The organism is Actinoplanes derwentensis, assembly GCF_900104725.1.
GTDB classification, from domain to species: domain Bacteria; phylum Actinomycetota; class Actinomycetes; order Mycobacteriales; family Micromonosporaceae; genus Actinoplanes; species Actinoplanes derwentensis.
In genome coordinates this window covers 491,293-514,990 of record NZ_LT629758.1, presented here as the reverse complement: position 1 = coordinate 514,990, position 23,698 = coordinate 491,293, and the positions used below count along the sequence as shown (strand labels likewise).

The 23,698-nt window shown below is 69.8% G+C and carries 19 protein-coding genes; 14 read left to right on the top strand and 5 right to left on the bottom strand.

Translation table 11 applies throughout. From position 1 onward, the window contains the following. Positions 1 to 3: 3 nt before the first annotated feature. On the bottom strand, positions 4 to 939 hold the full coding sequence (locus tag BLU81_RS02195) for a sulfotransferase family protein (RefSeq protein ID WP_092541128.1): 936 nt from the start codon (positions 937 to 939) through the stop codon (positions 4 to 6). 941 nt (positions 940 to 1,880) lie between these two features. Between BLU81_RS02195 and BLU81_RS02190 the strand changes: the two genes are divergently transcribed. The 6 genes from BLU81_RS02190 (at position 1,881) to BLU81_RS02170 (ending at position 9,624) form a co-directional block, all read left to right on the top strand. Then, complete coding sequence (locus BLU81_RS02190; protein ID WP_231954037.1) at positions 1,881 to 2,894, top strand: glycosyltransferase family 2 protein; 1,014 nt, start codon at positions 1,881 to 1,883, stop codon at positions 2,892 to 2,894. 53 nt (positions 2,895 to 2,947) lie between these two features. Beyond that, the gene (locus tag BLU81_RS02185) at positions 2,948 to 3,904 is read left to right on the top strand and encodes a glycosyltransferase family 2 protein (protein WP_157751105.1); all 957 of its coding nucleotides are present in this window, start codon (positions 2,948 to 2,950) and stop codon (positions 3,902 to 3,904) included. Then, on the top strand, positions 3,901 to 5,226 hold the full coding sequence (locus BLU81_RS02180) for a glycosyltransferase (protein WP_172890482.1): 1,326 nt from the start codon (positions 3,901 to 3,903) through the stop codon (positions 5,224 to 5,226). Before BLU81_RS02185 ends, BLU81_RS02180 begins: the two co-directional genes overlap by 4 nt. Positions 5,227 to 5,323: 97 nt before the next feature. Then, entirely contained in the window at positions 5,324 to 7,651 is a 2,328-nt protein-coding gene (locus BLU81_RS47535; RefSeq protein ID WP_157751103.1) for a hypothetical protein, read from the top strand. Next, positions 7,648 to 8,427: a DUF1616 domain-containing protein gene (locus BLU81_RS02175; protein WP_157751101.1), complete on the top strand. Its 780-nt coding sequence runs from the start codon at positions 7,648 to 7,650 to the stop codon at positions 8,425 to 8,427. Before BLU81_RS47535 ends, BLU81_RS02175 begins: the two co-directional genes overlap by 4 nt. 81 nt (positions 8,428 to 8,508) lie before the next feature. Next, positions 8,509 to 9,624 (top strand): hypothetical protein, encoded by a 1,116-nt coding sequence (locus tag BLU81_RS02170; RefSeq protein WP_092541120.1) that lies wholly within the window; start codon positions 8,509 to 8,511, stop codon positions 9,622 to 9,624. On the opposite strand, the gene BLU81_RS02165 is transcribed toward BLU81_RS02170, so the two are convergent. Both BLU81_RS02165 and BLU81_RS02160 read right to left on the bottom strand, forming a co-directional pair. Continuing rightward, positions 9,614 to 10,666 carry a glycoside hydrolase family 26 protein gene (locus tag BLU81_RS02165; protein ID WP_092541118.1) on the bottom strand — a complete coding sequence of 351 codons (1,053 nt, stop codon included), beginning with the start codon at positions 10,664 to 10,666 and terminating at the stop codon, positions 9,614 to 9,616. The genes BLU81_RS02170 and BLU81_RS02165 overlap by 11 nt on opposite strands. Continuing rightward, on the bottom strand, positions 10,663 to 11,454 hold the full coding sequence (locus tag BLU81_RS02160; protein WP_092541116.1) for a polysaccharide deacetylase family protein: 792 nt from the start codon (positions 11,452 to 11,454) through the stop codon (positions 10,663 to 10,665). The genes BLU81_RS02165 and BLU81_RS02160 overlap by 4 nt, the downstream gene beginning before the upstream one ends. A gap of 253 nt (positions 11,455 to 11,707) precedes the next feature. Between BLU81_RS02160 and BLU81_RS02155 the strand changes: the two genes are divergently transcribed. The 6 genes from BLU81_RS02155 (at position 11,708) to BLU81_RS02130 (ending at position 19,892) form a co-directional block, all read left to right on the top strand. Then, the gene (locus BLU81_RS02155) at positions 11,708 to 12,367 is read left to right on the top strand and encodes a hypothetical protein (RefSeq protein WP_092541114.1); all 660 of its coding nucleotides are present in this window, start codon (positions 11,708 to 11,710) and stop codon (positions 12,365 to 12,367) included. A 239-nt stretch (positions 12,368 to 12,606) separates the two neighbouring features. Next, on the top strand, positions 12,607 to 13,356 hold the full coding sequence (locus BLU81_RS02150; RefSeq protein WP_231954035.1) for a TetR/AcrR family transcriptional regulator: 750 nt from the start codon (positions 12,607 to 12,609) through the stop codon (positions 13,354 to 13,356). Further along, entirely contained in the window at positions 13,353 to 14,021 is a 669-nt protein-coding gene (locus BLU81_RS02145; RefSeq protein WP_092541112.1) for a nucleoside/nucleotide kinase family protein, read from the top strand. The genes BLU81_RS02150 and BLU81_RS02145 overlap by 4 nt, the downstream gene beginning before the upstream one ends. A 151-nt stretch (positions 14,022 to 14,172) precedes the next feature. Continuing rightward, positions 14,173 to 15,354, top strand: a complete 1,182-nt coding sequence (locus tag BLU81_RS02140) for a metallophosphoesterase (protein ID WP_172890481.1) — start codon at positions 14,173 to 14,175, stop codon at positions 15,352 to 15,354. Between the two features lie 199 nt (positions 15,355 to 15,553). Then, positions 15,554 to 19,039 carry an ABC transporter ATP-binding protein/permease gene (locus BLU81_RS02135; RefSeq protein WP_092541110.1) on the top strand — a complete coding sequence of 1,162 codons (3,486 nt, stop codon included), beginning with the start codon at positions 15,554 to 15,556 and terminating at the stop codon, positions 19,037 to 19,039. Between the two features lie 37 nt (positions 19,040 to 19,076). Next, positions 19,077 to 19,892 (top strand): nucleoside-diphosphate kinase, encoded by an 816-nt coding sequence (locus BLU81_RS02130; RefSeq protein ID WP_157751099.1) that lies wholly within the window; start codon positions 19,077 to 19,079, stop codon positions 19,890 to 19,892. Here the strand turns inward: BLU81_RS02130 and BLU81_RS02125 are convergent. Beyond that, positions 19,889 to 20,929, bottom strand: coding sequence for an alpha/beta hydrolase (locus tag BLU81_RS02125; protein WP_092541106.1), 1,041 nt, complete (start codon positions 20,927 to 20,929; stop codon positions 19,889 to 19,891). The genes BLU81_RS02130 and BLU81_RS02125 overlap by 4 nt on opposite strands. Positions 20,930 to 20,955: 26 nt before the next feature. Between BLU81_RS02125 and BLU81_RS02120 the strand changes: the two genes are divergently transcribed. Next, the gene (locus BLU81_RS02120; RefSeq protein WP_092541104.1) at positions 20,956 to 22,107 is read left to right on the top strand and encodes an acyltransferase family protein; all 1,152 of its coding nucleotides are present in this window, start codon (positions 20,956 to 20,958) and stop codon (positions 22,105 to 22,107) included. Then, positions 22,067 to 22,414, top strand: a complete 348-nt coding sequence (locus tag BLU81_RS02115) for a DUF7638 domain-containing protein (RefSeq protein WP_092541102.1) — start codon at positions 22,067 to 22,069, stop codon at positions 22,412 to 22,414. The genes BLU81_RS02120 and BLU81_RS02115 overlap by 41 nt, the downstream gene beginning before the upstream one ends. Here BLU81_RS02115 and BLU81_RS02110 read toward each other — a convergent pair. Further along, positions 22,411 to 23,616, bottom strand: coding sequence for a dienelactone hydrolase family protein (locus BLU81_RS02110; protein ID WP_092541100.1), 1,206 nt, complete (start codon positions 23,614 to 23,616; stop codon positions 22,411 to 22,413). The two genes, BLU81_RS02115 and BLU81_RS02110, sit on opposite strands and share 4 nt — an antisense overlap. Positions 23,617 to 23,698: the final 82 nt, after the last annotated feature.

Here is a 23,698-nt window from a genome sequence, read left to right as displayed (position 1 = left end):
GGTTCACCGGGCTTTGGCGTGCCGGTCCAGGCTCAGCCAGTCGTCGTAATCCTCGCCGGTGACGTCCTGGAGCAGGGCGATGTCCTCGGCGAAGTACGGCAGGAGGGCGGCGCGCTCGTCCGGGGTGGTCACCGGGCGGTTGCCCCGTTTGCGGTGCAGGAGGGTGAGCACCGGACCCCGGGCGGCCAGGCGCAGCGGCACCGGGAAGTGGTGCCCGAACTCGCCGCCGGTCCGCAGCAGGCCGCGCAACACGCGGTTCACGGCGTTGTCCTCGACGTAGTGACGGTTCACGTTCTCCCTCGGGATCGAGGTGAGCACACCGGTCCGCACACCGAGGAAGGAGCAGACCCGGTCCAGCGTCTGCGCCGGGCTGTCCTTGAGGTCGCGGTAGCGTAGCAGAAGCACCTGTTCGCGAGAGAAACGCTGGTAGAGGTGCTGAAGCTGCCGTCCGTACAGCCCTAGCCCGATGTAGTGCCAGAAGTCCGCCCAGTGGTTCGCCCGGCGTGACTGCTCGGCGCGGCAGGCGGTGAGGAAGTCGGCCTCCTCCTCCAGACCGGCCACCCAGAGGTGGGTCCAGTTGGAGTGGGCCCGATCGACCGGGTCCCGGAGCAGGATGATCAGCTTCACGTCCGGGACCAGGTCCTTGATCCGGTCGTGGGATGCCAGGTCGTAGAGGTAGAACGGGGTCGCCTCGCCCTTGAGGGTGCCGGGCAAAGCCGGGGCGAAGAGCTTCTCGTAGTCGGCCCGCCGCCACACGTGCTCCTGGTATGTCTGCACGTCACCGGGGCCGCCGACGATAGGCGGCGGCCCGTCGGAGAGAAAGAACTTCGGCTCCTTGACCGACGGCAGGAACAGGTCGGGATGCCCGGCCAGCGCGGCGTGCAGGGCCGTGGTGCCGGCCTTGGGCACGCCCGCGATCAGGAAGTCGGGAAGTGTCATCGGGTCTCCCTCAGGTCGGAATCAGCATTAGCCTACCGACCCAATAGGATTTCGCAGCCGTTCACCCACCTGGCGGACGCCCTGTTGATGACGGGATGCCCGTTCCGGCACCCGAGGTCACCGAAAATTGACGTTCCGTCTGGTCACCGGCTCGCCGCGGGCGACGTCGCAGACGATCACCGATCACCCGAGTCGGCAGCCGGCAGATGATCACGGCTTCCACCGTTCGGGCGAGGGGCGCCGGCGTCAGTCGCGGCCCAGCAGGCGCCGCCACCAGGGCGCGGCCGACCGGAAGCGCGGGCACACCCCGGCGTCACAAAGCGCGCAATCCGACCCGGGTCGGTAGTGCTCATGCGCCGAAAAGGGATGTCCGCATACACAAAGTCCGGTTTTAGTTGCCATCGTCTCACCAACGCCCGTCAGCGGTGGCGGGCTATGGGCGCCGGGCCACCTGTCCCCGTCCGGCCCACAATAGACGCTCACCGCCAGCGACAGCCCGCCTACGTGGGCCTACCGGACGCTGCACACAGAGTGAATGCAGAATTCCGCATGGTGAGCGCCCACCTGACGATCTTGTCCGCATTTGGGATGATCCACGGCGGCTTTTTGTATTTACCGGGAAATATCCGCGTACGGCCCACTCTGCGACCGCCTTCCGTTACGGAACGTAATGACAGCACCTTTCATCTTCGGCGAAAGTGCGTTAAAACTGCTCCTGCAGCGCTGCGACGGGAACTGTGATCAGAACCTATTTCGCGGCCTGTTGACGCTACGTAATCCCTTGCTAGGTTGAATTCCTTAAGCGAGCGGCTGTGCGGTCCCCTCCGGGAAATCGCGCAACGAAGTCGCATTGCCGCCCCCCGGAAGGGACCGACATGGAGCTTTCGCACTTGAACACGGACACCGACAGTAACCGCCCGAAATCACCGACCGTGAGCGTCGTGATTCCTACGCTGAATGAGGAGCGGAACCTGCCGCACGTGTTCGCGAAGCTCCCGGCGATGATCACCGAGGTGATCGTCGTCGATGGCGGGTCGAAGGACCGGACCGTCGAGGTGGCGCGTCAGCTACGCCCGGACGCGGTGATCGTGCAGCAGACCCGTAAGGGCAAGGGCAACGCCCTCGCGGTCGGCTTCCGGGCCTGCACCGGCGACATCATCGTGATGATCGACGCCGACGGCTCGACCGACCCGGGCGAGATCCCGCTCTTCGTCGACAAGCTGATCCGCGGCGACCACTTCGTGAAGGGCTCCCGGTTCAGCCACGGCGGCCACAGTCACGACATCACCCGGCTGCGCAAGCTCGGCAACGACGGGCTCAACCTGGTCGTGAACGTGCTGTTCAAGACCCACTTCACCGACCTGTGCTACGGCTACAACGCCTTCTGGCGCTCGGTCGTGCCGGCCCTGGACCTGCCGGACGTGAACCTGCCGCAGCCGGCCGACGGCAGCAAGCTCTGGGGCGACGGCTTCGAGATCGAAACCATGATCAACATCCGCGCGGTCGCGGAGAAGCTCAAGGTCGGCGAGGTCGGCAGCACCGAGCACGAGCGCATCCACGGCGAGAGCAACCTCAACACCTTCCGTGACGGCTTCCGGGTGCTCCGCACCATCTTCAGCGAGTTCGGCCGGATGCGCGGCCGCCGGAGCTCGGGCAAGCGCCCGTTCGTCGAGGGCCTGCAGCTGATCGCGCCGCGCGTCAGCACCCCTCCGCTGGCGAACCCGGTCGCGCCCCGCCACGCGGCCGACCCCCGCCAGAACGCCGGCCACCTCAACCGCACCGTCGGCGCCCGGCGCTCCGAGGACATCAACCAGATCCGGGCCCGGTCCTTCGACGACCTCGGGGCCCAGCCCACCCAGGACCTGCGGTCCGCCCGGGCCCGCGCGTTCGACGACCTCGGCAGCCGGCAGACCCAGGACATCAACACCCTGCGCCGCACCTCGCTCGACGACTGAACCGTCTTCCACCGGCTTCGAGCGCCCCTCCCGCCCACAGGAGCACTCCCCTCGTGAACCACACCCCTCTCGCGACGACGATCGTCATCCCGACCTACTCCGAGGTGCGCTGGGACTACCTGACACGGACGCTGGAGTCCGCGCGGGCCCAGTCGCACACCCCCGACGAGATCGTCGTCGTGGTCGACCACAACCCGGCGATGTACGAGCGGATCCAGCGCGAGCTGCCCGGCGTCACCGTGCTGCGGAACGCCTACGCCCAGGGTGTCTCCGGCAACCGCAACACCGGCGCCTTCCACGCGAGGACGCCACTGATCGCGTTCCTGGACGACGACATCATCGCCGACCGGCACTGGCTGGCCCGGCAGATCGAGCCGTTCGCCGAACCCACCGTGGTCGGCACCGGCGGCGCGATCCAGCCCGCCTGGGAGGGCCCGGCCCCGCGCTGGATGCCGGCCGAGTTCCTGTGGGCGGTCGGTGGCTCGTACACCGGGATGCCCACCGAGACCGCGCCCATCCGCAACGTGTGGTCGGCCAACATGATCGTTCGCAAGGAGGTGTTCGAGGCCGCCGGCGGTTTCCGGGTCGGCTTCGGCAAGCTCGGCTCCCGCAACCGGCCCGAGGACACCGACCTCTGCCTGCGGATGAGCCAGGTCGGCGGTGGCCGCTGGATGTACGTGCCGAGCGCCGTCATCCAGCACGAGGTGCCGAGACAACGGGCCAGTTTCCGCTTCTTCGTGCGCCGCTGCTACGCGGAGGGCCGCGGCAAGGTCCAGATGGCCGGCCTGCACGAGAACGACGCGCTCGGAGCCGAGCGCAACTACCTCCGGTCCCTGCCCATGGCGATGTTCCGGTACTTCGGGGCGGGCCTGACCGGCAAGGGCTCCGACAACTTCCTGCGCTCCGGCGGTGTGGTCGCCGGAGTCGCCGCCGCCGGTTTCGGGGGCGTCGTCGAGACCGTCAGCTCGAAGCGGCTCAGCCGCAAGACCCCCGTAGAGGTTGCCCCGTGACCGCCGTAGTCCCCGCCGCCCCGCTGCTCGACGAAGAGAGCGGCGTCCTTCCCGCCGTCGTCCTCGACCTGGAACTCTCCGAGCCGCTGCCGCCGGTCGGCGCGACGGCTCCCGACGGCCGCCGGGTCCAGCAGGCGTGGGCGCTGGTGCGGCTCTTCACCGAACCGCTCGGCACGATCCTGGTGGACGTACCGGAGCAGGGTCTGACCCCGGCCGGCCTGGCCGCGGCGATCGACGCCGAACTGGGCGACGTGATCCGGCCCCGGCTGGACGGTGCCCCGGTGCCGTCGGCCGGGTTCGTCCCGGCGACCGAGCCGGCGTTCCTGGCGAGCCGGCGGGCCGCACTGGCCACGGCACCGGACATCACCGTGGTGGTCTGCACCCGGGAACGGCCGGGTGCGCTGGCCCGCTGCCTGGACAGCCTGCTCGCCCAGGTCTACCCGGCGGCCCGGATCCTGGTCGTCGACAACGCGCCGGAGACCGACGCGACGGCCGAGGTGGCCCGCTCGGCGGCCCGCCGCGGCAAGGTCGACTACCTCAAGGAGCCGACGGCCGGACTGTCCTTCGCCCGTAACACCGCGGAGAAGGCCACCAAGGGAGAGATCGTCGCGTGGATCGACGACGACGAGCTGGCCGACCGGTACTGGCTGGCCGAGGTGGCCCGCGCCCTGGTCGAGAACCCGCACGCCGACGTGGTCTCCGGGGTGATCGTCCCGGCCGAGCTGGAGACCCGGGCGCAGATCTGGTTCGAGCAGTTCGGCGGGCACAGCAAGGGCCGCGGGTTCACCCCGGACCGGTTCGGCCCGGAGACCGCGCAGCGGCAGAGCCCGCTCTACCCGCTGCCGCCGTTCGGCACCGGTGCCAACATGACCTTCCGGCCCGGCGTGATCGAGCGGATCGGCGGCTGGGACAACGCCCTCGGCGCCGGCACCCCGGCGATGGGCTCCGAGGACACTCTCGCCTTCACCAAGGTGCTGCTGGCCGGCGGGACGATCGTCTACCAGCCCACCGCGGTCACCCACCACTACCACCGGCGGGACTTCGCGGGGCTGCACAAACAGATGGTGGGGTACGGGACGGGGCTGACCGCGGCGTACACCGGTCTGGTCCTGGGCCGGCCCGGTCTGCTCTTCGCCCTGATCAAGCTGGCGCCGACCGCGCTGCGGGATCTGACCGGCGCGGACAGCCTGCGGGTGTCGACCCTGCGGGACGATTTCCCACGTGAGCTCCTGACGGCCAACCGGCGAGGGATGATGGCCGGACCACGTGCCTACCTCCGGGGCCGGCGCGCCGCCCGGGCGAAACTCCGGGGTACCCGCTAAACCGACCAACGCGGCGTAGCATCCGCCGCCCCCACGCCCGGACGCCGGGGGTGGGGGCGGCGGATGCATCGTCACCAGTGTGTGGAGGGCTCTTTCCATGGGGGACCAGCCGACGTCCGACCGGAAACGGACGCCGGAGGAAGCGGACGCGAAACCCGCGGTACCGCTGCCTGACGAAACAGTCGTCATTCCTCCCCGGCCGCCGGACACCGACGAGACCCAGGTGATCCGGCTGCCGCCCACCAAGGGCGACGACACCGTGGTCATCCGCGCCACCGGGCCCGCCAAGAAGAAGCGCACGGTCGGCGACGACACGGTGATCATCCGGCTGCCCGGTTCCCCGGCGAAGACCGGCGGAACCGCGCGGAAGAAGTCCGGCACCGACGACACCGTGATCATCCGGCTGCCGAGCAGCACGAAACCGGCCGGTGCCAAGGGCGCCCTGAGCACGGTGCGCAAACAGGCCGGCGACGACACCGTCATCATCCGGTTGCCGCAGGCACCGGCGAAGAAGCAGGCCGCCGGGCGTGCGGTCGTCGACAAGAAGACCGACGAGACCGTCATCATCCGGCTGCCGGCCGAGCCAGCACCGGAGCCGAGCCGGGCCGCCGACCTGGGCTGGGCGCCGTGGGTCCTGGCCGTCTCCAGCCTCGGTGTGGTGCTGGTGGCCCTGGCCTACGCCGGTGGCCGGCACGAGACCGGGTGGGCGATGACCGCCTACTGGATCGGCCAGGTCATCGTCTTCTCTCCCGTCGTGTTCCGGCTGCTCAGCCGGCTCGCCGGGGTCGCCGAGTCGTTCGTGCTGGTGATGGGCCTGGCCACCAACCAGTACATGCTGAAGTGGATGTACAGCCCGGACCAGTTCCGGTTCCCCGACGAGCTGCAGCACTGGCTGGCCACCACTCTGATCACCGAGTCCGGTGAGCTGTTCCGGCCGAACAACGCGCTGCCCCCGGCTGTGCACTTTCCCGGCCTGGCCGAGATGGGAGCCGGGTTGTCGCTGCTCACCGGTCTTCCGGTGACCGCGGCCGGCACCATCGTGGCGGGTGTCGCCCACCTGATCTTCGTGGGCTGGCTGTTCGCGGCGGTGCTGCGGGCCAGCAACTCCCCGGCGATGGCCGGGGTGGCGTGCGTGACCTACGCGACCGCGATGCACTACCTCTTCTTCAACTCGATGTTCCTGTACGCGACCGCCGCCCTGCCGTTCTTCATGCTCACCGTGTGGGCGCACCGGCGGTGGCGGGCGGCCGGCGGGCGGCGTTTCCTGGCGTTGGCCGTGATCGGCATCGCGATGACCACGGTCAGCCACCACGTCACGGCGTTCGCCCTGGTCGCGACGCTGCTGCTGCTCGCGGTGACCGAGCTGGCGCTGGAGCGGCCGCGGCCCTGGCACTCGCTGATCGTGCCGGCCGTGGCGCTGGCGATCGTCTGCTCGTGGATCGGGTTCGTGGCCACCGACGTCATCTCGTACCTGGAGGCGCCGGTCCAGCGGCTGGCCGCCTCGCTGAACCAGATGTTCGGCGGCGCCGCCAGCGAGGAGGCCGGAGTGACCAAACCGGTCCCGCTGGTGCAGCTCGCGGTGCAGGGGCTCGGCATCCTGGGCCTGCTGGTGCTCTTCCTCGCGGTGGCCCGGGACATGATCCTGCGCAAGGACCGGGACACCTGGCGCTGGGCGGCACTGGTCGGCGGCGCGGTGTTCTTCGCCGGTAACGGGGCCCGGTTCCTCGGCCAGAACGGGCCGGAGATCGCCGGTCGGCTCTCCACCTTCACCTACGTCCCGATGTCGATCATCGCGGCCATCGCGATCGTGCACGCCGTGCAGATCATCCCGGCCAAGGACGAGAACGGCCGCCGCTGGCTGTCGGTGCCGCCGCCGGGTGTCGCGGTCACCACCGGGCGGCGGCTGGCCGGGCAGGTGTACATCGGCACCACCCTGATCACGCTGCTGATGGTCGGGGCCCGGACCGGTGGGTGGCCGCCGGTGTCGGCGCTGCTGCCGGGGCCGTACATGCCGGCCGCCTACGAGCGGTCGGTGGACGCCTACGGGGTGGACGCGTCGTTCTGGCAGGAGCGGGAGCTGCCCCGCGAGGCCCGGGTCGGCGGTGACATCACGGCGGTGGCGCTCTCCTCGACGTACGGGCGGACCGATCCGGTCCGGGAGGTGGGCGAGTTGTACTACGCCCCCGAGTGGACCGCGGCCGAAGAGGAGGTGGTCCGGACCCTGGCGATCGACTATCTGGTGGTCGACCACCGGCTCGGCGATCTGCTGCCGATGGACAACGCGTACTTCCAGAGCGACCCGATGGCCGGCCGGATCACCGAGCCGCTCAGCGACGCACAGCTCGGCAAGTTCGACCAGGTGGCGACGATCTCCCGGCTGTACGACAACGGCACTGTCCGGATCTACCAGATGGGGAGCTCGTGAACCCGGTACGCGCCGGAGTCCTCGCCGGCCTGACTGTCGTGACCTCGGCGGCCGTCGAGTTCGGCCCGCCCGTGCTCGCCGTGCCGGCCGGTCTGCTGCTGGCGTTCGTGCTGCCGGGGCAGGCGCTGACCGAGGCGATCATCCGCCCCGGACGGCGGGACATCGGGGTGGTCGAGCGGATCGTGCTCGTACCGTCGCTGAGTCTTGCCGTCCTGGTCCTCGGGGGTCTGGGGCTGTGGGCCGTCGGCGGTCACCTGAACCGGACGAGCTGGATGCTGGTCTGCTCGGTGACCGCGATGATCGGGGTCGGGGTGGCGTTCTACCGGCTCCAGCACGCGACCCCGGAACCGGCTCCGTCCGGGGAGCAGCCGCGTTTCGTTTTCACCCAGGAGCGCCTGGTCAAGGACGTGCTGCCGCTGACTCTGGCGGTGCTGCTGCTCGGGGTGGCCGGGGTGTGGTCGTTCGCGGACAGTGTGAACACCTATGACGTCCGGGTGACGAGTCTGTCGGCGGCGGCGCCGGGGCCGGTGGACGCCGAGGGCAACCGGGTCGTGCAGGTCACCGCGGACGGTCTGGAGGCGGCGTCGGGGCCGTATCGGATGATCCTCACCGGCACCACCGGGCGGCAGCTGAGCAGACACGACATCGCCCCGGACACCGACGGCGACTGGACCGGCCGGATCACCGTTCCGAGCGACCAGCGGGTCACCGTGAACCTCTTCCGCGGCGCCGAGGTCGAGGCGTTCCGTACCCTGATCATCGCCGCCGTCTCGTAAGAAGCGTCCCGTAAGAAGCGTCCCGTAAGAAGCGTCCCGTAAGAAGCGTCCCGTAAGAAGCGTCCCGTAGAAGCAGGAGACATGTCGGACGTCCCAGACGCGCCCCGGCGTGCCCGCCTCTGGCTGGCCGGCGGTGGGGTCGCGGTTCTCGCCCTGGTCATCGCCATCGCCATCACGGTCAACCCGTCCGATGATCATCCGGCGGCGACGCCCAGCTCCGATATCCCGATAGACACGGCAGAAGCTGACCCGCGCTCGGCCCGGCAGACCATCGCACTCCCCCGGGCAACCGGCAGCTGGCCCGGCGACCACGGGTTGTCAGGTGTCAACGGCTTCCCTGTGCTCGACACCGCTTCGGTGACGGAGTTCTGCACCCTCCGGGGCAGGCCGTGCAACGTGGCGCAGACCTACACCGACCGCACCGACTACGACTCGATGACCCGGAACTCCGGCTGGATGTTCGAGAACTTCGCCGACTTCGACGGTGTCCTGGTGATCTCCCAGGCTCTGGTGCCGGACAAGGGCGAAACGCTGATGGCGGCGTGCGCGGCCGGTGACTACGACCAGAACTGGCGCGACTTCGGCACCCTGATGGTCACCCACGGCCGGGGTGACTCGATCGTGCGGCTCGGCTGGGAGATGAACGAGTCCTCGATGGCCTGGCGCGGGCTGGACACCGAGGACTACATCGCCTGTTACCGGTCAGCGGCCACCGCGCTGCGCTCGGCGAACCCGCAGGTGGTAGTGGACTGGACGATCAACGCGCACAACACGCCGGCCGACCTGTGCGGCGGGCTGAGCACGAACTGTTACCCCGGGGACGACGTCGTCGACATCATCGGCATCGACAACTACGACCACCACCCGTGGTCACCGACGAAGGCCGACTTCGATCGTACCGCCGCCGATCCTGAGGGTTTGACCTGGTTCTTCGACTTCGCCCGGACGCACGGGAAGCTGTTCTCGGTCGGCGAGTGGGGGATCATGCCGACCGGGGACGCCGGTAAGGACAACCCGGAGTTCATCGGCTGGATGCATCAGTGGTTCGCCGAGCACGCCCAGTACCTGGCGTACGAGGCGTACTTCCAGCGGTGCGACGGCACGTTCTCGCAGTCGTCGATCCTGCGGCCGGACGACCCGGACTGCCTGCCGAACACCGGGTCGTCCGATACCTACCGATCCCTGTTCAGCCGCTGAACCGGGCGGTTCGCGCCATCGCCTGGTAGGCGGCCGTCGACGCGGCGGTCGTGTCGAAACGCCAGTGCTCCGGGTACGCCGGGTGGGTGTCGGTGTCGAACCACACCACCCCGCCGATCGCCGGGCGCTCCGCGACGTAACCGGACAGCTTGGTGATCCAGTCGGCCTTGGTGCTGCCGCCGTGATCCTTCGAACCCACCTCGGTGAGCATCAGCGGTTTCCGGGCGGAGAACAGGCGGTAGATCGGGTCGAAGAGGACGTCCGGCGACTCGTTGTGCAGGTTGTAGCCGGAGACCCCGACCCAGTCGACGTACTTGTCACCCGGGTAGTACGCGTCGATCGTGTCCCAGCTCTGTTTCGTGCTGGAGTTCCAGTTCGGGCTCCACACCCAGGAGACCTGGTCGGCGCCCTCGGCGTCGAAGATCTTCCGGAGGTGGCGGAACGACTTGATGTACCCGGCCGGGTTCTTGCCGTTCTGCGCGCCGCCCCACTCGTACCAGCGGCCGTTCATCTCCCAGCCCCAGCGCAGCAGGACCGGGCGGTCGAACCGCTTGATCCGGCGGGCCGCGGCCACGATCAGGTCGTCGGAACTGCCGTCCAGAATTTTGGCGTACTTGGTGCCCCGCCACGAGACCATCGGGGTCGACTTCGCCGGCATGCCTTCGATCGAGGTCGGCAGCCGGTCCGGCCAGGCATAGAAGACGTGCGTGATCGCTTGGTCCCGGCCGAGCTGCTCACGCCGGTACTCGACCGCCTCCGGGTAGGTCATCTTGTCCAGGGCCAGGTAGGAACCGAGCTTCGCCTTGCCGGCCGTGAACGGCACCGTGCCGCCCAGCTTGTCCGGGTCGGCGGCCTCCGCGAACGGCGCGGCGGTCGGCGCCGGTGCCGACGGGGTGGCCGCGACACCGACCGGTGTCTCCGTCCGCCCGGCGGCCTTCCAGATCCCGAACCCGCCGCCGGCGGCGGCCACCCCGAGCCCGGCCATCCCGAGCACACCGCGGCGGCTCAGCCCGCCCGGGGCCCGGTGATGCCCGGCGGTCATGTCAGGTTCCGGCCGGCCTTGCGCGCCAGCTTGCGAACCATCCGCCAGCCGGGCTGCGCGTACTGCTTGAGCTGCGCGGACAACACCGGCCCGCCCTCGATCAGCGCTACCAGGTCGGCGCCGGTGTGATCCGGGGTGGGCTGGAACCGGGGCACCGCGAACCGGCGCTCGGCCGGGGTGTGCGGGCGGCGGCCGACCTCGGTGGCGTTGTCGTGCCCCGACTGCTCGACGACCGTGCGGACCAGATCGCTGTTGTAGCCGTGCGGGTACGCGAACGAGCGCACCCTACGTTGCAGCCGCTGTTCGAGCTGGTCGTGACTGCTGACCACCTCCTCGCGCAGCTGCGCCGGGGTGAGCACGTCGAGCGGGTGGTGGATCAGGCTGTGGTTGCCGATCTCAACACCGGACGCGGCCACCTCCGCCAGCTCTTCCCAGGTCAGCATCGGGCCGAAGTCCGGAGACCACTGACCGAGCCAGCCGGCGTGACCGCCGAGGTGACCGACCGAGGCGTAGAGGGTGGCACCGGCTCCGGCCTGCTGGAGCGCGGGCACACCCTGAGTGAGGAAGTCCCGGTAGCCGTCGTCGAACGTGATCGCGACCATCCGGTCCGCGCTGCCTGCTTCCAGGGCGTCGAGGGCCTCGGTGAGACCGACCAGGCGGTACCCGGCGCCGGTGAGCGCGGCGAGCTGCTCGGCCAGGCGCTCCGGCGGAACCGCGAGGTCCCGCAGGGGGCCGCCGACCGCGGAGACCGAGTGATACATCAGCGCCGGCAGCGTGGACCAGGTCACGCGTGAACCCCCAAAACTCAAGCTTGTACGGCCGCGAACGATACCGGCCCCACCTGGGGAAACGACTCCACCATTCGACCGGACCTCTGGCCTTTTCAAACTACGGGGAGTAATGTCCGGGGCCTTCCGACGCCCCTGCCAGCACAAATAGAGTCACATTTTCATTACCCACAGTTACACCTGAACCTTTATCACACTGGCGACGTATCGGAATACGACCTCGAAACCGCTCTAAACCCCGGGAGCGCGCGCCATGTTCCGCCTCATTCAACTGCACACCGAAGCCGGTTCTCCACGCATCGGCGTCGACCCCGACGGCTACGTCAGCGCCCGCGCCGCGCTGGCCCAATACCGGACCGCCCCGGCCACCTACTTCGCCGTCGGCCGCTTCGACCACGAGGGCACCCTCACCGAAGTGATCCTCGACCCGATCTGCGGACTCGACGGCGCCTGCCAGCGCCCCGCCTCCGTCATCCACTCCAAGACCTACGAGCGTCTCTGCGAGCGCTGCGCCTCCGGCCTCGACGTACTCACCGTGCCTCAGCTGGCCCGCCGCCTCGGCATCGCCTGCCGCCTCGCCCCGTCGGTCGCCCGCTTCCGGCAGACCACCCTCGGCGGCCTGCGCGCTCCCGCCGGCAACCGGATCGCCCGCGAATTCCCCGACCACGTCCACGACCCGATGTGGCGCCAGGAACTCTGCCTCAGCCTCCAACAGAGCCCCACCGCCCTGAACGGCCTGCTCATCGGCGTCGGCGCGCTCAGCCACCGCCAGGTCCTCGACCTCTACCCGGTCCTCTGCGCCCTCGGCGACGAACTCCCCGAGGCCATCCGCGCCGACCTCACCCGCGCCACCTCCCGGGCACTCTCCCCGGCTGGGGTCGCCGGCCTGCGTCTCGGTCTGCGAAACCTTTAAACCCTCTTCTGGTACGAGCGGGCCGAGCGCCGTGGCTACCCCGCGAGGTCAGCGGTGGCCCAGACCGCCAGCGCCATCCCGCTCGTCCCGCCGGTGATCACCGCGACCTTGCCATCGAGCTTGCCCATGACCACTCCATTCGCTAAGTACACCGATCTGTTCACTTAACGTACCGGCCGGCCCCGCCGGGCGCAAGCTATGCACACCGAGCGGTACCCGAAGTGGGTTACGCTGGGCGAGTGACCGAGCTGGAGAAGGGGCCGCGAGGCCAGCGCCGTGGCCGGGGCGCACGCGAGCGCATCCTCAGCGCGTCCCAGCAGCTGTTCCGCGAGCAGGGCATCAACAGCACCGGCATGGACCAGCTCTGCGCGGTGGCCGAGGTGTCCAAGCGCACGCTCTACCAGCACTTCGCCGGCAAGGACGAGCTGATCGCCGAAGGCCTGCGGCGCTTCGATCCCGACGTCCTGCCCGAGGTGTTCGACCGCACCGATCTCGCCCCTCGCGAGCGGCTCCTCGCCGTGTTCGACACACACTCGGCCCTGTGCCCGTTCATCGCGGCGGCCGTCGAGATCCCCGACCCCGGCCACCCGGCACGTGTGCACGCCCGCGACTACAAGCTGGCCTTCGCCGCGCGGCTCACCGACGCCGCCCGCGAGGCCGGCGCCACCCACCCCGAACAGCTCGGCGAACAACTGGCGCTGCTGCTGGACGGCGCCTCAGCCCGAAGCCGGGTCCTCGACACCGAGGCCTTCAGCACCGCCGCCGCCGTCGCGGCCGTCCTGGTCGACAACGCCATCCCCACGACGGTGCCCAACCCCGTCGTTCTCGTCGGCCACACCCTCCCCGCCACCACCGTCGTGCTCGCCGGCCACCCGCTCCCCGCCACCACCGCCGGCCCCAGCGTCCTCGTCGACAACGCCGATCCCACGACTACGGCGAGCCCCGCCCTTCTCGTCGGCGACGCCGCCCCCACGGCCGGCACGCCATGACGCGCACCTTCTCCGGTCTGGTGAACCGCGCTCGGGAGCTCGCCGCCGGCGGGCGGCGGGCTGTGCTCGGCATCGCCGGACCGCCGGCCGCGGGCAAGACCACCCTCGCCGCCGAATTGGTCACCGCGCTGGCCGCCGATCCCCCGCCCGGCCTCGGTGCGGGCTGGGTCGCGCACGTGCCGATGGACGGCTTCCACCTGGCCGACGTCGAGCTGGAGCGGCTCGGGCTGCGCGACCGCAAGGGCGCCCCGGACACCTTCGATGCCTGGGGTTACGCCGCCCTGCTGCGCCGCCTGCTCGACGACCAGGACGAGATGATCTACGCGCCGGGCTTCGAGCGGGTCCTCGAACAACCGATCGCGGGCGCGATCGGCGTGTCCCGCGAAGCCCGGCTGATCATCACCGAGGGGAACTATCTGCTGCTAGCCGAGCCACGCTGGGGACCGGTGCGGGAACTGCTGACCGAAGTCTGGTACACCGACCTGGACCACGGCGAACGCCTGCGCCGGCTGATCGACCGGCACGTGCGGTTCGGCAAGTCACCGGACGCGGCGGCGGCCTGGGCGAACGGCACCGACGAACGCAACGCCGAGCTGATCGCGGCCACCCGGCCCCGAGCCGACCTGATCATCTCCTCGGACCTGATCCGAACGCTGGGCTCCTGAGCCGGTCCGGTTCTTGCTCCCTGTCCACAGGGCCGCGCTGCTCTTGTTCTGCGGCCCGCACCGCTTCTGATCTGTGGGCTGCGTCTCGGTGAACCCGATTCGCTCCCGTCCGGTCCGGGTTCTGTCGCACCGGAGTGGCATGCTTGCCCTCATGTCAGTGGGTGAAACGGTCGATACCGAGCCGCGCAAGCGGGGCCCGCGCGTGGCCCGGTTCGGTGTTGTGCTGGTCGCGGTGATCGCGCTGCTGTTCGGGGTGCCGTGGGCGACGCTGGTGTGGTCCGGCAACGACTGGCCGCTGCCGGTCTTCGTGGCCGGCACGCTGCTGTTCGCGGCCGTGGCCGGAGTCTTCCCGTGGCTGATGTTCCGCGGTCACGGCGGGCACCGCGACCGCGAGTCCCGGATCGCCGACACGCTGCTCGGCGTCGCCTGGGTGCTGTTCGTCTGGTCGATCATCGGCCAGCTCCTGGGCCTGCTGCTGCTCGCGGCCGGTGTCGACGGCCCGCTGCGCTCGCGGGTCGTCTCGGCCTTCGTGGTGATCCTCTCCACGGTCCTGCTGGCCTGGGGTCACCACGAGGCGATGCGGGTCTCCCGGGTCCGCCGCGTCGACGTGACCATCCCGCGCCTCGGCAAAGGGCTCGACGGGCTGACGGTAGCGCTGATCACCGACACCCACTACGGCCCGATCAACCGGGCCGCCTGGTCGCGGGGCGTCACCGAGGTGGTCAACTCTCTCGACGCCGACATCGTCGCGCACACCGGTGACATCGCCGACGGCCTGGTCGATCAGCGCCTTGAGATGGCCGCCCCGCTGGGCGAGATCCGGGCCCGGTTCGCCCGGGTCTACGTGACCGGCAACCACGAATACCACAGCGGCGCCCAGGGCTGGGTGGAGCACATGGAGCACCTGGGCTGGGAGACCCTGCACAACCGGCACGTGCTGGTCACCCGGGGCGGCGACTCGCTGATCGTGGCGGGCGTCGACGACCGGACCGCCGGCGGTTCGGGCCTGCCCGGCCACCGCACCGACCACGAGGCCGCCCTGTCCGGCACCGACCCCGACCTGCCGGTGCTGCTCCTGGCACACCAGCCCCAGCAGATCACCGACGCCGTCAAGCACGGCATCGACCTGCAGCTCTCCGGCCACACCCACGGCGGCCAGATGTGGCCGTTCCACTACCTGGTCCTGACCGACCAGCCGTCCCTGCAGGGTCTGTCCCGCCATTCCGACCGCACCCAGCTCTACACGAGCCGGGGCACCGGTTTCTGGGGCCCACCGTTCCGCATCTTCGCCCCCAGCGAGATCACCCTCCTGACCTTGCGCGCCACCGCCTGACAGCACTCTCCAACCGACCGGCGCATCCGACCAGCCGGCGCGTCAGGGAGGCTGGCGAACTCGGCACGCTTCGGAACGGGCGGTAGCGCAGTGGCCGCTTGGGGGAATTGCCGGGAATAAACCTGTTGAGCGGGGGTTCGGGAGCCGAGCAGGATGGAGGCACCGCCCTTCTTCCCCAACGCCATTCGAGGACCCCGTCATGCGCCTGCTCCGCGATCTGTGGGCCACGAGCCCGAGTCGCACCACGCTCGTCGCCTTCCTGATAGTGATAGGCGCGTCCGGCTCGGCAGGGTCGTTAGCCCTGGCCGGGCCGGTGCTCGTCGATCGTTCCGTGCCGCTGTTCACGGTGCTCGTGGTGGCGCTGCTCGCCGCGGTGCTCAGCGATGTGATCGTCAACCTGGTGGTGGCGGGACTGACCGCCGACTGGACGGCCCGGGTGCGGCGGCGTCTCAACCAGGTCGCGTTCGGCCAGGACGTCCCCACCCTGGAGAACACCCCGGTCGGTGAGCTGCTCGACCGCATCGACTCGGACGTCTACCAGGTCGGTTCGGAGTTGCGGGGGGCCGGCACCCGGCTGGCCCAGTCGGCGGCCCTGGCGATCCTGTCCATCGTCACCACGTTCTTCGTCTGGTGGCCGGCCGCGATCGCGATGATCGCCGTCGGTCTGCTGCTGTTCGTGGTGATGAACAAACCGGTCCAGCGCATCGGCCCGATCCGCATCGCCGAGGAGGAGGCCTGGTCCGACCTGGCCGCGGTGATGGAGGAGGCGATCCACGGGCAGGACGACGTGCGGACGAGCCTGGCCGCGCCGTACGTCCGCAAGCTCTACGCCGAACGCGCCGCCGAAGTGCTGCGCCGCGGCCGCCGGGTGTGGCGTGGCGCTTCGAAGATCACCATGACGGCCGGCGCGATCACCCGTGGGCTGATCGCCCTGTTGGTGGTGCTCGGCGCGTGGGCGCTGTTCACCGGCAACATCAGCGGGGCCCGGCTGACCGCGGTGTGGCTGCTGGCCCTCGGGTTCGGCGGCACGCTGGAGCAGGTGACCCGAATGGTCCCCGAGCTGCAGAACGCGCTCGGTGCGTGGGGCCGGGTGCTGCTGCTCAGTGACGTACCGCAGGAGAAGTCCGATGGGGTGGCCCCGGCCGACGGCGATCTGGTGGTGCGCAATCTGACGTTCCGCTACGGCGAGGCCGACAGTGGCCGCCCGCCCGCGCTGCGCGATGTGAGTGTGACGTTCGAGCGGGGCCGCTCGTACGCGCTGATCGGCCGGACCGGCTCCGGCAAGTCGACCCTGGCCAAGGTGCTGACCAGGGCGGTCGACGTGCCGGACGGCACGGTCTTCCTCGGCGACACCGACATCAACGGCATCGAGGTGGAAGGGCTGCGCCGCTGGACGGCGATCGTTCCGCAGCGGACCGAGATCCTGGCCGGCACGCTGGCCGAGAACATCGCGCTGTTCGACGCCACGCTGATTCCGCAGGCCGCCGGCGCGGTCCGCGAGCTGGGCCTGACCGCGTGGGTGGAGGGCCTGCCCGACGGGATCGACACCTTGCTCGGCGACGGCGGTTACAAACTGTCCGCCGGCCAGGAGCAGCTGGTGGCGTTCGCCCGGATCCTGGTCCGTGACCCGCAGGTGGTGATCCTCGACGAGGCCACCGCCCGGATGGACCCGGTGACCGAGTCGTGGGTGCAGCGGGCCACCGACCGGCTACTCGAAGGCCGGATCGGCGTGATCGTGGCGCACCGGCTCTCCTCGGTGCAGCGCTGTGACGAGGTGGTCGTGCTCGCCGACGGTGTGGTGCTGGAGTCGGGTCCGCTGCGCGAGTCACAACGGTTCGCCGAGCTGATGGCGAGCAGCAACCTGGCGGTGCCGGCAGCACCGCAGCCCGCCGGCGGTGTGCTGGTCGCCGATCACGACGACTGGGACACCGCGATGCGGGACGAGCTGAGCCAGGAAGGGCTGGCCAACCCGCTGCTGACGGTGGATCCGCCGCCGCTGCCCGAGGCCCCGAAAGCCCGGACGATGCGGGAGATCCTGCGGCTGGCCATGAACGACAAGCGGTACGGGCTGGCCGCGTGTGGCTTCTTCCTGTTCCTGGTGCTGCTCGGTTTCGACGGCGCGATCCTGCCGCTGCTGTGGACGAACGTGGTCGACGGCATCGGCAACCCGATCTACCCGGCGATCGGCATCTCGGTGGCGTTGCTGGCGCTGATCCCGTCGCTGTACTTCACCGGGGCCTGGTTCCCGGAGTGGTGGGTGCGGCAGATGCTGCGGATCAGCCTGCGCCTGGTGCACGGCCAGATCGGCCCGCGCCGGGTCAGCAAACACACGCCGGCCGAGGTGGTCGCTCAGGGCGGTGACACCGAGCGGGTGGTGATGCTGGCCGACAACCTGATCGACAACACGATCGCGATCTTCGCGTTGATCTCGATGACGTTGTTCTCCCAGTCGTTCGTGCCGGGCCTGTTCTTCGTCGGCACGATGCTGCTGTCCGGGCTGGCGGCGACGCTGTTCGGGCCGCGGCTGGAGCGGGCGGCCCGGCGGACGGTGGCGGCGCGGGCGGCGTTCGCCACGTCGCTGGTGTCGTCGCTGTCGGCGGCGCGCACGGTGAAACTGGCCGGCGCGACCGAGCCGGTGCTGGCGCATCTGGCCAGGCTCGACGCGACCCGCAGTGACCTGCAGCGACGGGAGATCTCGATCCAGGTGTGGGCCCGGTCCACGCCATCGGTCGCGAGCGGTCTGCTGCCGATCGCGGCCTGGGCGATGTACCTGAACGGGCACCTCACCCCGGCAGCGACCCTGATCGCGGTGTCGGTGCTGGGTTCGGCCCGCTGGTTCGCGTGGACCACGGCGTCCCTGGTGTCGCACTTCCCGTCGGCCCGGGTGTGGACGATGCGGACCGCGCAGATGACCGGTTCCGCGGAGTACTCCGCGGACGTGCCGGGGGTCGACCTGGCCGCCGGGACGGCGCCCGCACCGCCGACCGCACCCCGTAACCCGCTGCGCACGCTGGAGCTGTCCGGCTTCAGCGCGGTGCACGAGAACGGTGCTCTGGGTGTCCGCGACATCGACCTCACCGTCGAACGCGGGCAGCTGGTGCTGGTGCTGGGCCCGGTCGGGGCCGGCAAGTCCTCGCTGCTGCGGGCCCTGGCCGGGATCGTGCACCACACCGGCGACCTGCGCTGGAACGGTGAGCAGGTCAACGAGCCGGAGATGTTCCTGCGGCCCAACCAGGTGGGTTACGTCGCCCAGCTGCCGCGGGTGCTGTCCGGGACGGTGGCCGACAACATCCAGCTCGGGCACGAGGTGGACGCGGCCGGCGCGGTGTCGGTGGCCCAGTTGGAACACGACCTGGCCACCGCCGGTGGCGGTCTGCAACTGCTGATCGGGCACAAGGGCACCCGGCTCTCCGGCGGTCAGCTCCAGCGGCTGGCCCTGGCGCGGGCGCTCGCACCACGAACCGAGCTGCTGATCGCCGACGACGTCTCGTCCGCGCTGGACGTGACGACGGAGCTGGCGCTGTGGGAGGCGTTGCGCTCGCACGGTGTGACGGTGGTCGGCTCGACGTCGAAGCGGGCCGCCTTGGCCCAGGCCGACCGGGTGGTGGTCCTGATCGGCGGCCGCGCCGAGGACCAGGGCACCTGGGCCGAGTTGGCCGACCGCTGGGGCCACCTGGCCGGCTGATCCGCGGTTGCCGGGGTTTCTTAGGATCCGGTGGCCGGTGCCGAAAGGTACCGGCCACCGACCCGGGGAGTCTCCCATCGACGCGTTTCTGCTTCTCAAACCGGATTGCCTGCGGCAGGGGCTGACCGATCAGGTGGAGCGTGCGATCCAGGCTCAGAGTCTGGAGATCGACGACCGGTTCAATGTTTCCCTCACGCCCGCGGACGTGCGGATGCTCTGGGCCGAGTACGACGACGAGGGCCACCGTCTGACGCTGGCGTTCCTGGATCGCTATCTGACGACAGCCCCGTCCGAGGTGCTTCTGGTCAGCGGTCCGGACGCGTTCGAGGCGGCCCGGCGGGTGAAACGGAAGATCCGCTCGATGTACGCCGCCGGCCCGTACGCCAATCTGGTGCACGCCGCGGAACAGCGCGGTGAACTGGACCGGCAGCGGCGGCACCTGACCGGTCATCAGGTCGGCCCGTACAGCGGCCTGGTGCAGCGCCGGCCGCCGGGAGACGTGACCTTCGACGTCGCGGCGGTTGTCGACGAGGTGTGGCCGCTGATCCAGGGGATGCCCGAGGATCCGGGCCCGGTCCGGTTGGACGACGGCAGCCGGGCCGTCTTCCTCAGCCCGGACCGCGACCACACCCTGGACTCGACGGTCACCGCGCTGTGTCGTGCTCTCCCCCGGATCAGCCCGCGGCAGGCCGTGCTGCTGGCGTTGCGCGCGGGCTTCACCGGCGGCACCCCGGTCGCGGCCGGTGACCGGGCCGCCGTGCGACACTGCCTGCGGGCGCTGCGGGAGCACGGAATCCGTAACTGCTGGACGGACCGCTGGCAGCCGGCAGGCCGACAAAAGTCCCGCTGCTAGAGCTGCTGAGAGTCCCGTTTGAGGCGCTCGGCCAGCCAGGCCACCGCCAGGGGATAACGGTGGTCCATGCCGCCGTGTTTGCCGGGGAACAGTTCGAACGCGATCTTCTCCGACGGCACGCCGACACGCAGCAGGCCGTCCTTGAAGGCTTCGGCGCCCAGGTCGAGGTACCACTCGTCGCTGGTGCCGGCGTCGATCCAGACGGCACGCAGCGAACGCATCTCGTCGGCGTACCGGTCGATCATCCGGATCGGGTCCCACTCCAGCCATCGGTCCCACAGTTCGGGGATGATCTGCCCGGAGCGCGGATCGAACGGCAGTCGCGGGGTGCCGTCGGGGTCGGCGGAGAACGCCGCGGTGCAGCCGAGCAACAGGATGAGGACCATGTCCTCCTGTTTGGTGAGGGCGACCCGGGACTGGAAGTCCTTCCAGAACGCGAGGATGTCGTGGTCGTGGCCACGCAGCGCCCGGGCTGCCTTGCCGAACTCGCCGAGGTAGCAGTATTCGTAGAGGGCGTCCCCGGCGTGGGTGGCGAGCGCGCCGAACAGGTCGGGCCGCAGCATCGGCGTGATCATCGCGCCGAATCCGCCGGACGACTTCCCGGTGATGGCCCGGGACTCCCGGTCCGGGATGGTCCGATAGTGCTGGTCGACGTAGGGGACGATCTCGTCGCAGAGGTAGGTGTGGTAGTTCCCGGTGCCGGGCGAGTCGACGAACTGCGATCCGCCGTAGGACGTCCACGCGTCGACGTAGACGAGGATGCAGGGCGGTGCCTGTCCACCGGCGAAGACCTCGTCGGCGGTCTCGATGAAGGGTTTCCGGAACGGCTGCCGGTTTGCCCACATGGTGACCTGGCCGGAGTAGCCCTGAATCACGTAGATGGTGGGGTAACGCTGGTCGCCCTGCTCGTAACCGGGCGGTGTGTAGACCCACAGCGGCCGCACGTGCGGGTCGCCGAGCGGGTTGCCGCGCAGCACCTGCGAGTCGATCGTGTCGTGATGCAGGGTGCCGGCGAGTTCGGTGGTCCATATCGACATGCGGAAGAGTCAACTATCTTTTCCGGATGTCCGCACCCAGGTTGGCTTGGCTCGACGGTTTACGTGCCGTCGCGGTCCTCCTGGTGGTGTACGCCCATCTGACCCGGTTCGCCTTCACCGGCCTGCGATCGGTCACCGGCGAATGGCTGCACGCGGGCACCGCCGGGGTGATGCTGTTCTTCCTGGTCAGCGGCTACATCATTCCGGCGTCGCTGGAGCGGCACGGCGATCTGCGGAGGTTCTGGCGCAGCCGGGCCCGCCGGATCCTGCCCCTTTATCTGGCGGTCGGCGCGGTTCTGGTCGTCAGCGGCGTGCCCGTCGACGGCCCGGCGCTGCTGGGTCATGTGATCATGTTGCCGTTCCTGACCGGTGTGCCGTTGATCACCGCTGTCTTCTGGACGCTCTCGTTCGAGATGGTCTTCTACCTTCTGGTCACAAGCCTTTTCGCGGTACGGGTGACAAGCTCCTCGCTTCCACCGGTCCTGTTCGCGGTGGCCGGGGCGCTCACCGCACCGCTCGTACCGCTCCGGTTCGGCTCGATCCCCCTGCTCACCGCGGTTCTGCTGGCGGCTGGGCTGACCGGCGTGTTGTCCCGTCGACGGTGGGCCGAGATCACCGGCGGCCTGCTGCTGGGCGTACTGACGCTGGTCCTGCTGGTGTTCAACATGGACCCGGCGCACACTCGGGACGGCCTGCTGATCGTGGCGGTGATGTTCACCGGCACCGTGATCCACCACGCCGACCACGCACGGATCCCCTGGTGGCAGGCGGCCGTGGTGATCGCGGTGGTGGCGGCGGCCCTGCTGGTGGTCTGGCTGACCGAGCTGGCCGATCTGAACGCGCTCACCCCGCGCTACATCACCCGGTCGGTGCTCACGCTGCTGGTCTTCGGTGGCTCGTTCGCCCTCGGCATGCTGCTGCGGCACCGGCGGACCCCGGCGTGGCTGGCCCGGATCGGGGTGCTCAGCTACTCGGTCTACCTGGTCCACTACCTGGTGATCGAACTGGCCCGCCCGATCCTGACCTCGGACATTCCGGATCCGCTGCTGGCCACCGGCTACCTGGCCGTGGTGCTCGGCGTCTCGTGGGCCACCCACCGCTGGATCGAGGTGCCCGGCCAGCGTCTATGGTCGGCGGATGCCGGACAGCACGCCCACCTGGCGGGAGGTCGACGGTGACGTCGTCCACGGACGACAGCGCCAGATCTTCACCCGGTCGTACGACGGCGCCTACCGCCTCGAACCGCTTGCCTGTTTCGCCGACGGCCTGATCAGCCACGGCGGCGACCTCACGGGGCTCCGTGCCGCCCTCGCCGACGGCAGGCTCACGCTGAGCCCGCCGGAGGGGACCGAGGTGTGGGTGCCCGGCGTCGGCGTGATCGTTTCCGGTCCGGCCGACCGGGCGTGGACCGCGGGGATGATGCTCGAGGACCTCACCGATGGGACGGTTGCTGGAGGTGGTTCGCTCGGAACTCGCCGTGGCTAGAGATTCGCGTCCAGCCAGCTGAACGCCTCGTCCTGCATCTCGGCGGTGAAGATGTGACCGAGTCCGGGCCAGGTCTTGGTCCGCAGGTTCCTCGAGGCCCGCTGCGCGGACCAGATCAGAGCCAATTTCCGGTACGCCACGGCGATGCCCTCCGCGGTGAACAGCGGGTCCAGTTCGCCGCCCATCACGAACATCGGTCGCGGGGCGGCGATACCGGCCACGTCCGGGATGTCGAGATGCCGGTAGAGACCCGGATGCAGCATGTAGAAAGCCGACTGGCCGCGCAGAGTGTTGTTGCCGGGGACCATCATCTCCTTCAGGCCCGTCATCCAGCAGACGGAGACGGTCGCGGCGATGTGGTCGGAGAGGGCGGCGACCTGCCAGGCACGGTACCCGCCCATCGAGAACCCGACCGCCGCGATCCGTCGCGGGTCGACCTCGGGCAGGGTGGCGAGCAGCGCCGCGGCCCGGGCGTCCTCGCGGGCCATCAGCCCCGCCGGTGACGAACCCAGGTTGAACAGGTTGCTGGCCAGGGCCTGCTGGCCCTCGTAGGTGAGGCCGCCCCGGTCACCCCAGCCGAGCGCGTCGACGGCGAGCACCACGTAACCACGGGCGGCGAGTTGGTCGCCCACGAATCGGCCGCTGAAATACTTGGTGGCCCAGGCGCTCGCCGAGGCGCGACGGGTCTCGTCGTACCAGGGCTCGATCAGTTTCTCCTTGCCGATGTCGAACCGGGCACCGTGATCGTGCAGCAGAAGAGCGGCCGGAAACGGCCCGGCACCGTCCGGAATCAACATGGTGGCCCGAACCCGGCTGTGCCGGGTGACGTTGAAAACGATCTGCCGGCGACGGTAACCGGCAGCGGCCTGCTCGTCGATCACCTCCGGCGCGAAGGCGGCCCGCTCCGGCCCTTGTTGGAGATGCTCCTCGACGGTGGCCCGGGCCCGGCGTTTCCAGTCCCTCCCGGCGGCCTGGCTTCCACCGGCCCGGCTTCCGGCAGCTTGGTTTCCCGCGGCGTCTTTCCCCACGGTTCGGGACCAGCCCAGCGGGAAGGTCAGTTCGTCGCGGAGGCGCTCGTAGAAGACCGGCAGGTTGCCGTCGATCACCGACGGCCCCTCGAAGCCGGCAGCCGCCCGCGCATCGGCCAGATGCGGGGCGGCCAGCGCGACCGCGGGAAGGGAGATCACTGAGCGCCGCTTCATGACATTCCTGTCTCTCGATGGAATGCTGACGCTAGAAAGCCCTTTCCCGCATGTCAACGGCTATCGCCCTTGCAGCGCCTTG

Excerpts from the sequence above, each read along its gene's own strand:
- BLU81_RS02195 (WP_092541128.1), bottom strand. The coding sequence starts at position 939 with ATGACACTTCCCGACTTCCTGATCGCGGGCGTGCCCAAGGCCGGCACC.
- BLU81_RS47535 (WP_157751103.1), top strand. The coding sequence starts at position 5,324 with ATGGGGGACCAGCCGACGTCCGACCGGAAACGGACGCCGGAGGAAGCG.
- BLU81_RS02170 (WP_092541120.1), top strand. The coding sequence starts at position 8,509 with ATGTCGGACGTCCCAGACGCGCCCCGGCGTGCCCGCCTCTGGCTGGCC.
- BLU81_RS02165 (WP_092541118.1), bottom strand. The coding sequence starts at position 10,666 with ATGACCGCCGGGCATCACCGGGCCCCGGGCGGGCTGAGCCGCCGCGGT.
- BLU81_RS02155 (WP_092541114.1), top strand. The coding sequence starts at position 11,708 with ATGTTCCGCCTCATTCAACTGCACACCGAAGCCGGTTCTCCACGCATC.
- BLU81_RS02145 (WP_092541112.1), top strand. The coding sequence starts at position 13,353 with ATGACGCGCACCTTCTCCGGTCTGGTGAACCGCGCTCGGGAGCTCGCC.
- BLU81_RS02140 (WP_172890481.1), top strand. The coding sequence starts at position 14,173 with ATGTCAGTGGGTGAAACGGTCGATACCGAGCCGCGCAAGCGGGGCCCG.
- BLU81_RS02135 (WP_092541110.1), top strand. The coding sequence starts at position 15,554 with ATGCGCCTGCTCCGCGATCTGTGGGCCACGAGCCCGAGTCGCACCACG.
- BLU81_RS02125 (WP_092541106.1), bottom strand. The coding sequence starts at position 20,929 with ATGTCGATATGGACCACCGAACTCGCCGGCACCCTGCATCACGACACG.
- BLU81_RS02120 (WP_092541104.1), top strand. The coding sequence starts at position 20,956 with ATGTCCGCACCCAGGTTGGCTTGGCTCGACGGTTTACGTGCCGTCGCG.
- BLU81_RS02115 (WP_092541102.1), top strand. The coding sequence starts at position 22,067 with ATGCCGGACAGCACGCCCACCTGGCGGGAGGTCGACGGTGACGTCGTC.
- BLU81_RS02110 (WP_092541100.1), bottom strand. The coding sequence starts at position 23,616 with ATGAAGCGGCGCTCAGTGATCTCCCTTCCCGCGGTCGCGCTGGCCGCC.